This is a genomic window from Candidatus Polarisedimenticolaceae bacterium, from assembly GCA_036376135.1.
Taxonomy (GTDB): Bacteria; Acidobacteriota; Polarisedimenticolia; order Polarisedimenticolales; family DASRJG01; genus DASVAW01.
In genome coordinates this window covers 15,974-27,042 of record DASVAW010000110.1, presented here as the reverse complement: position 1 = coordinate 27,042, position 11,069 = coordinate 15,974, and the positions used below count along the sequence as shown (strand labels likewise).

Genomic DNA, 11,069 nt, shown 5'->3' with positions numbered 1-11,069 from the left:
GTCCCTGGGACTGGAGGAGCCGAAGGTCGCGATCCTCGCCGCGGTCGAGACGGTCAACTCCAAGATGCCCTCGACCCTCGACGCCGCCGCGCTGTGCAAGATGGCCGAGCGGGGGCAGATCCGGGGAGGGGTGCTCGACGGGCCGCTGGCCTTCGACAACGCCATCAGCAAGGAGGCGGCGAAGACGAAGGGAATCGTGTCGGAGGTCGCCGGCGACCCCGACATCCTGCTCGTTCCGGATCTCGAGGCCGGGAACATCCTGGCCAAGCAGCTCACGTTCCTCGCGAACGCCGACAGCGCCGGGCTCGTCCTCGGCGCGCGTGTCCCCATCATCCTGACGAGCCGCGCCGACAGCGTGCGGGCGCGGATCGCGAGCTGCGCGGTCGCCAAGCTCGCCGCGCACGCCAGGCGGCGCGCGCTCGTGGCCGCAGGCTAGGGGCGGCCATGGACGACTACGCTCTCGTTCTCAACGCCGGCTCGTCGAGCCTCAAGTTCTGCGTCTACCGGCGGGGGGAGCGCGAGGGCTGGAAGCTCGAGGCCCGGGGGCAGATCGAGGGGATCGGCACCTCGCCGCGCCTGACGGCGAAGGACGGCGTCGGCGCCGTCGTCGCGACGCAGGCCCTCGACGACGCGGTCCGCGACGGGCGCAGCGCGCTCGACGCGCTCGCGGCGTGGCTGCGCTCGCGGTACGGCGGTGCGCGCGTGCTCGGGGTCGGACACCGCGTCGTCCACGGCGGCGCCCGGCACGCGGGGCCCGTCGTCGTCACGGAGAAGGTCGTGGAGGAGCTGCGGGAGCTGATCCCGCTGGCGCCGCTCCACCAGCCGTACAACCTTGCGGCGATCGAGGCGGTGTTCGATCGGCTTCCGGGCGTCCCGCAGGTGGCCTGCTTCGACACGAGCTTCCATCGCGGACAGCCGGCCGTCGCCGAGCTCGTTCCCCTGCCCGCGGAGATCCGCGACTCCGGCGTGCAGCGCTACGGTTTCCACGGACTGTCGTACGAATACATCGCGTCGGCGCTCCCGGAGGCGGCCCCGGAGATCGCGCACGGGCGCGTCGTCGTCGCGCATCTCGGGAGCGGTGCCAGCCTGTGCGCGCTGAAGGACGGCCGGAGCGTCGACAGCACGCTCGGCTTCACCGCGCTCGACGGGCTTTGCATGGGGACGCGACCGGGTTCCCTCGACCCCGGCGTGGTGCTGCACCTGTTCCAGACCCTCGGGCTGTCCGCCGGAGACGTGGAGGCGATCCTCTACAAGAAGTCCGGGCTGCTGGGGATCTCGGGGATCAGCAACGACATGCGCGACCTGATCGGAAGCGACGACCCGCGCGCCCGCCTCGCCGTGGATTACTTCGTCTACCGGGCCGCGAAGGAGGTCGGCGCGCTCGCCGCCGTTCTCGGCGGGATCGACGGACTCGTCTTCACCGCCGGCATCGGCGAGAACTCGGTCGAGCTGCGTCGCCGCATCGTCGACGCCTCGACATGGCTCGGCCTCGAGCTCGACGCCGGCGCGAACGCGGCGGGCGGACCGAGGATCACCACGCCCGCGAGCCGCGTGTCGGCCTGGGTGATCCCCACCAACGAGGAACTGATGATCGCCCGGCATACCGGGCGGCTGCTGGGACTGACCGGAGCGAGGAGCGACCGATGAGCACGACCACCCGGGAAACGACCGCCGCCTGGCGCGGGTTCCGCGAGGGGCTCTGGCAGAGCGAGATCAACGTCCGCGACTTCATCCAGCAGAACTACGAGCCGTACGACGGGGACGGCAGCTTCCTCGCCCCCGCGACCGCACGGACGAAGGGGATCTGGTCGAAGCTCGAGGCGCTTTTCGCCGAGGAGCGCCGCAAGGGGGTGCTCGACGTCTCCCAGATCCCGAGCTCGATCACCGCGCACGGACCGGGCTACATCGACCGCGAGCGGGAGGTCATCGTGGGCCTCCAGACCGAGGCGCCGCTGAAGCGGGCCATCATGCCCAACGGCGGCTTCCGGATGGTCGCGGGCGCGCTCGAGGCCTACGGGTACACCCCCGACCCGCACGTCGTGGAGGCGTTCACGAAGTACCGGAAGACGCACAACGACGCCGTCTTCGACGCCTACACCGCGGACATCCGCAGGTGCAGGAGCTCGCACGTCCTGACCGGCCTTCCCGACGCCTACGGCCGCGGCCGCATCATCGGCGACTACCGCCGGGTGGCGCTCTACGGCACGGCGCGGCTCGTCGAGGCCAAGAAACGCGAGAAACAGGCGCTCGACGCCGCGATGTCCACCGAATCGGTCATCCGCGACCGCGAGGAGCTCGCCGAGCAGATTCGAGCGCTCGCGGAGCTGCAGAAGATGGCGGCGGCGTACGGCTTCGACATCTCCGGCCCCGCGGGAAGCGCGAGGGACGCGGTGCAGTGGCTGTACTTCGGGTACCTCGGCGCCGTGAAGGAGCAGAACGGCGCGGCGATGTCGCTCGGACGGACCTCGACCTTCCTCGACGCCTGGTTCCAGCGCGACCTCGCGGAGGGCGTCCTCACCGAGGAGCAGGCGCAGGAGATCATCGACGACTTCGTGATCAAGCTGCGTATCGTCCGTTTCCTGCGCACTCCCGAATACGACGAGCTGTTCGCCGGCGACCCGACCTGGGTCACGGAGTCGATCGGCGGGATGGGGGACGACGGGCGGCCGCTCGTGACGAGGACGAGCTTCCGGATGCTCCAGACCCTCTACAACCTCGGCCCCGCGCCGGAGCCGAACCTCACGATCCTCTACTCCCCGCGCATGCCCGAGAACTTCCGCCGGTTCGCGGCGAAGGTCGCGATCGACACGAGCTCGGTGCAGTTCGAGAGCGACGAGCTGATGCGCCGGGCGTGGGGGGACGACGGCGCGATCGCCTGCTGCGTCTCTCCGATGCTCGTCGGCAAGCAGATGCAGTTCTTCGGCGCCCGGGCCAACCTCGCGAAGTGCCTGCTCTACGCGATCAACGGCGGGCGCGACGAGATCAGCGGCGAGCAGGTGGGCCCGGCGTCCGAGCCGGTGCAGGGCGAGGTGCTGGAGTTCGCCGACGTGATGGCGCGCTTCGAGCGGATGATGGACTGGCTCGCGGGCGTCTACGTCAACGCCATGAACGTCATCCACTACATGCACGACAAGTACGCCTACGAGCGTCTCGAGATGGCGCTCCACGACTACGCCCCGTTGCGCACGATGGCCTTCGGCATGGCCGGCCTTTCCGTCGTGGCCGACAGCCTCTCGGCGATCAAGCACGCGAAGGTCCGGGTCGTCCGCGACGATCGGGGCGTGATCACCGACTACGTCACGGAAGGCGCGTTCCCGTACTTCGGCAACCACGACAACCGCGTGGACCATCTCGCGGCGTGGGTGGTCAGCACGTTCATGGCCAAGCTGCGCAAGTACCCGACCTACCGCGACGCGATGCACACGCAGTCGATCCTGACGATCACCTCGAACGTCGTGTACGGAAAGGCGACGGGGAACACTCCCGACGGGCGGCGTCACGGCGAGCCGTTCGCGCCGGGCGCGAACCCGATGCACGGCCGGGACAGCCACGGCATCCACGCGTCCGCCGCGTCGGTCGCGAAGATCCCCTATCGCGACGCCGCCGACGGGATCTCGCTCACCGCGTCCCTCGTCCCCGAAGGGCTCGGACGGGTCTCCGAGGACCGCGTCGCCAACCTCACGGGCATGCTCGACGCGTATTTCGGCGTCACCGGGTTCCACATGAACGTGAACGTCCTGAACCGGGACACGCTCGTGGACGCGATGGACCACCCGGAGAAGTACCCGAACCTCACGATCCGCGTCTCGGGGTACGCGGTCAACTTCGTGCGGCTCACCCGCGAGCAGCAGATGGACGTGATCAACCGGACGTTCCACGGGGCGTAGCCGTGACGCACGCACTCACCGCCAAGAGCCCCTACGAGCTGCGCGTCGATCTCGGCCGGGGCGTTCCCGAGACGGACGTCCGGTCGGCGCTCGCGAGCGGGGACATGGGGTTCCTGCATTCGTTCACGACCGGATCGACGGTGGACGGCCCCGGCGTTCGCGTCGTCGCCTGGACCTCGGGGTGCATGTGGCGCTGCCTCTACTGCCACAACCCGGACACCTGGAAGATGACGAACGGCATCCCGGTCCCGCTCTCGCGCGCGATCGAGGAGATCGGGAAGTACCGCCAGGGGCTGAAGGTGATGTCGGGCGGTTTGACGATCAGCGGAGGAGAGGCGCTGATGCAGGACCGCTTCGTCGCCCGGCTCCTGGCCGCTGCGAAGGGGATGGGGATCCACACCGCCCTCGACACGAACGGGTATTACGGCGATCGCCTGACCGACGCCGACCTCGCGTCGATCGACCTCGTCATCCTCGACTTCAAGGCGTGGGATCCGGAGCGGCACCGGCGGTTGACCGGGATGGACAACGCCCCGACGCTCGCGTTCGCGCGCCGCCTCGCCGCGCTCCGGAAGCCGGTCTGGGCGCGGCTGGTGCTGGTCCCGGGCTGGACGGACGATGCTGCGGAGGTCGAGGGGATCGCGACCTTCGCGGCGGGGCTCGGAAACGTCGAGCGGGTCGACGTGTTGCCGTTCCACCAGATGGGCCGGTTCAAGTGGGAAGCGCTCGGGCTGGCGTACGAGCTTCGGGACGTCGAGCCGCCGACGCCCGGGCAGGTGGAGCGCGCCTGCGCGATCTTCCGCGCGGCGGGACTCAAGGCGTACTGAGCTCGGGGCCCGCGTCGCGCGGGCGCCCCCCGAGCTTGCGCATGTGAAGCTCGCGCCCCTGGTCCTCGTAACGGACCTCGTCCATGAACTGATTGATCAGGAACACGCCGCGGCCGCTGCTCTTCTCGAGCCCGGCGCCCGCCAGCGGATCGGGGACCGCGGCGGGGTCGAACCCCGGTCCGGGGTCGCGCACCACGATCAACAACTCGCCGTCGTCCTCGACGGCGAGGCAGCACTGGACCTGTTTGGACCGGTCGTTCCCGCAGCCGTGCTTGATCGCGTTGGCGAGCGCCTCCCGGAGCGCGATCTCGACCTCGACCTCGTTTCCCTCGGCGACGTGTTTCTCGCCGAGGATCTGCATCACGCCGTCCGCCACCGTGGAGATCGCGGTCGGGTCGGCGGGGATCACGACGTTGAGCCGGCAGGCGGTGGAAAGCGGGAGGAGCGCGCTGAGCTTCCTGACCCCGTCGAGCGCCTCCTGGAGCTCCTCGACGAGGCGCTCGCGCTCCCGCTCGGCGCGGTCCCTCTCCGCGAGCGCGCGTTCCAGCTCGTGGAGGTTGCGCCGCAGCTCGAGCTGGGCCACGACCTGGCGCCGGAGCGCCTCGAGCGCTTCGAGCTGCGCGGGCTCGAGGGTTCGCGGCGTCCGGTCGACGACGCAGAGCGTCCCGAGCGCGTGCCCCTCCGCCGTGATCAGGGGCGCCCCGGTGTAGAAGCGGATGTGCGGCTCGGAGACGACGAAGGGGTTGTCGCGGAACCGCTCGTCCTCGAGGGCGTCGGGAACGATGAACAGCTCCTTCTGGCGGATCGCGTGGGCGCAGAACGCCACCTCGCGCGCCGACTCCCGGGCGTCGATCCCGACCCGCGACTTGAACCACTGCCGGTCGCTGTCGACGAGCGAGATGAGCGCGATGGGCGTGCCGCAGACCTGCGAGGCGAGCAGGGTGAGATCGTCGAACGCCCTCTCGGGCTCGGTGTCGAGGATCCGGTAGGCGCGCAGCGCCGCCAGTCGCTCCCGTTCGTCGTCGTTCATGAGGGGCCTCCCACGTGCGCCTGCAACGATACGCCCGTCGGGGGCACTTTGGCCCCATCGACCGCGGTCGCGTAGAGTGCCGCCCTCGCGGAGGGGGGGAAGTGGCGCGATTCGTCATCCCGGCGGTCCTGGCCGTCGCCTGGGCCGGCGTCCCGGCGCAGGATGTCGCGCTCGACCGCCTGGCCGTGATCCGCACCGCCCTCGACGATCCGGACCCCTTCGTCCGCGAGGAGGCGGTCGGCAGGCTCGACGACCCGGATCTACTCGTGCGCATCGCCCTGCGCGACCCGAGCCGGCGCGTGCGTTTCCGGGCGCTGAAGGCGATCCCCGACGAGGAGCGGACGTTCGTCGTGGTGCGGGACGACCCGACGGGGGAACTGCGCCTTGCCGGTTTGCGCCGGATCGCGAGCGACGATCGGAGGATCGAGATCGCGCGCCGGTTCCCGGAGCCGGAGGTGCGCGCCGTCGCCCTGTCCGGGGTCGGGGACGGCGCGAGGCTCGCCGCGATCGCCCGGGGCGACGCCGACCCCGGGATGCGCCTCGCGGCGGTCGGGGTGCTCGCGGATCCGGCCGTCCTCGCCTCGCTCGCCCTCGGGGACGACGATGCGCAGGTGCGCGCCGCGGCGATCGGGCGCGTCCGCGATCCGCGGGTCCTCGCGAAGCTCGCGACCTCGAAGGACGCCGAGGCGTTGCGCGTGCTCGCGATCCACCGCCTGCGCGACCCCGGGATCCTCGAGCGGCTCGCGCGCCACGATCGCTCCCCGGAGATCCGCCTCGCGGCGGTTCACGTCCTCGACGCGCAGCCGGTGCTCGCGAGGATCGTCGACTCCGAGAAGGACGAGCGCGTGCGCGCCAGGGCGGCGTCGCGCCTGACCGACCCCGTGCGGCTCGCCCGGGTCGCGGTGGGCGATCGCTCGGCGGTCGTGCGACGGGAGGCCGTCGCGCGGGTGACCAACCCCACCGTGCGACGCCGACTCGCCGCGGCGGACCCGGACGGTCGGGTCCGCGCGGCGGCGTTGAGCGGGCTTCCGGACGACGGCGGCCTCGCGGGCCGGCTCGCGATCGAGGACCCCGACCCGGAAGTGCGCGCGGTCGCGACGGCGAGGCTCACCGATCCCGTCGTGCTCGGATCGATCGTTCGCCGCGACGCCAGCCCCGGCGTCCGGGCGACCGCCCTCTCGAGGCTGACCGATCCCGCGGAGCTCGCCGCGATCGTCCGGAAGCACCCCGACTGGGAGCTTCGCAGGGCGGCCGTGACCCGAATCGGGGACCGGGCCCTGCTCGCCGAGGTCTCGGAAGCCGATCCGGACGAGGACGTCCGCCGCGCGGCCCGTGCGGCCCTCGGGCTCAGGCTCTACCCGAGCCCCGAGATCCCCGAGGATCCCCGCGAGCGCACGCTCCGGGAGATCCTCGCCGATCCGGTCGTGACGGCGCGGCGGGGGGCGCTTTCGCTGGAGCTCGCGATCGACCAGGACGAGCGGCGCTACGTCCAAGGCGAGGCGGGGCCGAAGGGGAAGGTCCTCGTCGAGATCGTCCACGTGACGGTCCGGACCGGAAACGCCGTTCTCCTCGAGAGGACGTACCGCGGGAACCGGCCTCGCAAGGAGGAGTCGTTCGGCGAGGACCTGCCGGTGAGGGACGGGTACCGCGTGAAGGTCCACGAGGCCGAGGTGGACTACGCGGCGTTCGCCCGGGCGCTGCTGGAGCCGCCCGATCGGGAACAATTGAAGGCGGCGGCGGCCGCCGATTGCAAGTACATCAAGGTGGCGGCGCGGGCGCTCGCGGAATCCTGGCGGATCCCCGCCGGGGAAGGGGAGCGGCCGGCCGGCGAGGGGGCGGAAGACGGTGACTAGCGCGAAGGCGGTGCTGATCGTGGGCGGCGTGTGCGCGCTGCTCTCCTCCATTCCCGCAACGGCCCGGCAGGACATCCCGACCGACCCGCCGAGCGGGCCCACGATGGTGGGCGCCCCGGCGGTTCCGACGATCACCCCGGCGGTGCGCGACCTCCCCGACTGGCGCCCCGACCCGAACCTCTTCGGCCTCGAGATGAAGCGGCGCGACGACTTCGGGTTCCTCCCGGTCGACTACGCGATCCCGGCTCGCCCGAGCCCGCTGCTCGACACCTGGACCGGCGGCGGCCCCTCGCGCGCTCCCGACGGCTTCGGCACGCCGATCCACAACTTCGCGGGCCAGTCCTCGGGCGTCTCGCCTCCCGACACGACCGGCGACGTCGGCCCGAGCCACTACGTGCAGTCGATCAACCAGTCGGTGTCGACCGCGACCGTCTACGACAAGAACACCGGCGCGGCCCTGAAGACCTTCACGCTGCAGTCGCTCGCGACGGCGGGCCCGTGCAACAGCGGCTTCTGCGACTCCATGACGCTCTACGACCGCACGGCCGACCGCTGGATCATCAGCGAGCTCCCCGGAAGCGGCGGCAGCGTGTGCGTGTACGTCTCGACGACGGGGGACCCGACGGGGACCTATTACGCCTACAGCTTCGCGATCGAGTCGTCGACCGCCGACTACCCGAAATACGGGATCTGGCCCCAGGGCGGGAACGGCGGCTCGTTCCTCATCGGCGTCAACGCGGGATCGGGTGGTCGCGACGTCATCGCGCTCGATCGCGCGAAGATGCTCGCGGGGCTCCCCGCCACGTTCCAGAAGTTCACGGTGCCGAGCCTGCCGAACGTCGGGTTCCAGCTCGTGCTCCCCGCGACGATGCAGGGGGACACGCCTCCGCCGGACGGCGAGCCGGCGCTGTTCATGCGCCCGCGCGACGACGAGTCCCAGGACGGCGCGAACACGCCGACCGACGCGCTGGAGTTGTGGGAGCTCCGGGTCGACTGGGCGACCCCCGCCAACTCGACGCTGACCCAGAAGCCGTCGATCCCGATCGACGACTACGACATGACGTTGTGCGGACTGGGCGGGATCTGGAACTGCATGCCGCAGCCGGGGACCTCGCAGAAGATCGACCCGATCCGCGAGCCGCTGCACTGGCCGCTCCAGTACCGGAACTTCGGCGACCGCCAGACCCTCGTCGGGACGTTCCCGGAGGACGTGGACGGCACCGACCACGCGGCGCTGCGCTGGTTCGAGCTGCAGAAGGTGGGAGCCGGCTCCTGGACCGTCGTGCAGGAAGGGCTCGTCGGCGGCGAGGCGGACGTGCACCGCTCGGTCGGCGCGATCGCGATGGACGGCGCGGGGAACATCGCCCTGGGTTACACGCGCACCGGCGTGAACGCACCCTATTACCCCTCGATGTACTACACGGGCCGGCAGGCGACCGATCCTCCGGGCACCATGACCGCGGGGGAGAACGTCATCGCCGATGCCACCACCTCGAAGACGAACAACGAGCGCTGGGGGGACTACGCCGCGATGGGGGTCGACCCCGAGGACGACTGCACCTTCTGGTTCACGTCGGAATACAGCGGCCAGGGGCTGACCCGAATCGCCGCGTTCAAATTCGATTCCTGCGGCTGCCTCACCTTTCCGGACGCGCCGGCGGCGGCGGCCTCGACCCCGCAGGACAACCGCGTGGACGTCACGTGGGTGGACTCGACGACGCCCGGCGTCGGGCAGTACCTCGTCTACCGCGCGACGACCTCGGGCGGGCCGTATTCGCTGATCGGCAGCGTCGTGGACGCGAACCCCGGCACGGCGGGCGGCCCGTCGTACGTCTTCCACGACGACGCCGTGAGCGGCGGGACGACCTACCACTACGTCGTCAAATCGAAGGACTCGGGGGGTTGCCCGTCGGCGGCGTCGAACGAGGCGAGCGTGGTCGCGACGGGATTGTGCACGCTGGCGCCGACGTTCGGCGGCCTCGCGAGCGTGGCCAACGGCGCCGCGAGCACCTGCGCCCTGAACCTCGCGTGGAGCGCGGGCACCTCCGCGTGCACCGGCGGGACGCTCCGCTACAACGTGTACCGGAGCACGACCTCCGGCTTCGTCCCCCAGCCGGCCCACCGGATCGCGACCGGGGTTCCCGGCACCGCGTTCACGGACGCCGGCGCAGTCGCCGACGGCGTGACCTACTACTACGTCGTCCGCGCCGTGGACGCGATCAACGGCCTCGAGGAAGGCAACGGCGTCCAGCGCGGCGCCTCGCCCACCGGGCCGATCACCCCGGTCTCCTGGACCGACACGTTCGAGGGCGCGCTGTCCGGCGGCGGCTTCGACCTCGCCGGGTGGAGCCACGCGATCCGTCAGGGGACGACCGACTGGACGTGGTCGACGGCGCAGAAGAAGGACGGGACGCACGCGTGGTTCGCGGAGGACGTCGCGACGACCTCCGACAAGGTGCTCACGACGCCGTCGTTCATCGTCGGGCCGCAGACCACGCTCTCCTTCTGGCACACCTACCGGTTCCAGGGGACCTCCTCGAACTGCCCCGACGGCGGCACGCTCGAGTACACGACGAACGGGACCTCGTGGACGACGGTTCCGGACGCCGACTTCGTCTCCGGCGGGTTCAACGGGCTGATCACCTCCCGCTTCAACCCGATCAGCGGCCGGCGGGCCTGGTGCCAGGGGAACCTCGGCGCGATGACCCAGGTCGTGGTGAACCTCGGCGCGGACGCCGCCCTGCAGAACAAGTCGGTCCAGGTCCGCTGGCGCGAAGGGGACGACGGCTCGGGGGGCTCGACGGGCTGGTACGTCGACGCCGTCTCGATCGCGAACGCGCAGGTCATCGCGTCGTGCTCGGCCGGCTCGGCGACGCTGAGCGTCTCGAACAACGGCCCCGTCTGCGAAGGGGCGACCCTCGCCCTTTCGGCGCAGTACTCGGACCCCGGGGTGACGTATGCGTGGAGCGGCCCGAACGGGTTCGCCTCCACCGAACAGAACCCGACGGTTTCCGGCGCGACGGCGGCTGCGTCGGGGGCCTACTACGTCGCCGTCGAGCGGGCCGGCGCGACGGTCGCCTCGAACGTCACGAACGCGTCCGTGGCTCCGGCGCCGTCGGCGGCTTCGGGGCTGGTGTTCGCCGGTGCGACCGAACTGTCGTGGTCGGCGTCGGCCTCCGCTTCGGCGTACGACGTCCTGCGTGGCTCGTTGTCCACGCTGCGCGACGCGGGGTCGTTCGCGACGGCGACCGACGCGTGCGCGGCGAACGACGTCGTCGCGACGTCGGTCTCCGACGCCCATGTCCCGGTCGAGGGGGACGGCGACTGGTACCTCGTCCGCGCGGTCGGTTCGTGCGGCGCGGGAAGCTACGACGACGGCTCGGCGACGCAGGTGGCGTCGCGCGATGCGGGGGTGGGCGCTTCGGCGAACGCGTGTCCGTAAGCGACGCGCACGGATCGGAAGACACGAAGG

7 protein-coding genes are annotated in these 11,069 nt (G+C 71.2%); 6 read left to right on the top strand and 1 reads right to left on the bottom strand.

Annotated elements, in window-relative coordinates:
• The 4 genes from VF139_11245 to pflA all read left to right on the top strand — a co-directional run.
• Positions 1 to 436: phosphate acyltransferase (locus tag VF139_11245; protein ID HEX6851968.1), on the top strand; the 436-nt coding region annotated here is incomplete at its 5' end.
• Between the two features lie 8 nt (positions 437 to 444).
• Positions 445 to 1,647, top strand: coding sequence for an acetate/propionate family kinase (locus VF139_11240; protein ID HEX6851967.1), 1,203 nt, complete (start codon positions 445 to 447; stop codon positions 1,645 to 1,647).
• A complete protein-coding gene (pflB, locus tag VF139_11235) occupies positions 1,644 to 3,887 on the top strand; it encodes a formate C-acetyltransferase (GenBank protein HEX6851966.1) in 2,244 nt (747 codons plus the stop codon). Before VF139_11240 ends, pflB begins: the two co-directional genes overlap by 4 nt.
• A gap of 2 nt (positions 3,888 to 3,889) precedes the next feature.
• Positions 3,890 to 4,714: a pyruvate formate-lyase-activating protein gene (pflA, locus tag VF139_11230; GenBank protein HEX6851965.1), complete on the top strand. Its 825-nt coding sequence runs from the start codon at positions 3,890 to 3,892 to the stop codon at positions 4,712 to 4,714.
• Here the strand turns inward: pflA and VF139_11225 are convergent.
• The gene (locus VF139_11225) at positions 4,701 to 5,744 is read right to left on the bottom strand and encodes an ATP-binding protein (GenBank protein ID HEX6851964.1); all 1,044 of its coding nucleotides are present in this window, start codon (positions 5,742 to 5,744) and stop codon (positions 4,701 to 4,703) included. The two genes, pflA and VF139_11225, sit on opposite strands and share 14 nt — an antisense overlap.
• A gap of 101 nt (positions 5,745 to 5,845) precedes the next feature.
• Between VF139_11225 and VF139_11220 the strand changes: the two genes are divergently transcribed.
• Together VF139_11220 and VF139_11215 are read left to right on the top strand one after the other, a co-directional pair.
• Positions 5,846 to 7,597, top strand: a complete 1,752-nt coding sequence (locus VF139_11220; GenBank protein HEX6851963.1) for a hypothetical protein — start codon at positions 5,846 to 5,848, stop codon at positions 7,595 to 7,597.
• Positions 7,590 to 11,039, top strand: a complete 3,450-nt coding sequence (locus tag VF139_11215) for a hypothetical protein (protein HEX6851962.1) — start codon at positions 7,590 to 7,592, stop codon at positions 11,037 to 11,039. Before VF139_11220 ends, VF139_11215 begins: the two co-directional genes overlap by 8 nt.
• Positions 11,040 to 11,069 lie beyond the last annotated feature (30 nt).

Coding starts and splice junctions, on each gene's coding strand:
- VF139_11240 (HEX6851967.1), top strand. CDS start 445: ATGGACGACTACGCTCTCGTTCTCAACGCCGGCTCGTCGAGCCTCAAG.
- pflB (HEX6851966.1), top strand. CDS start 1,644: ATGAGCACGACCACCCGGGAAACGACCGCCGCCTGGCGCGGGTTCCGC.
- VF139_11225 (HEX6851964.1), bottom strand. CDS start 5,744: ATGAACGACGACGAACGGGAGCGACTGGCGGCGCTGCGCGCCTACCGG.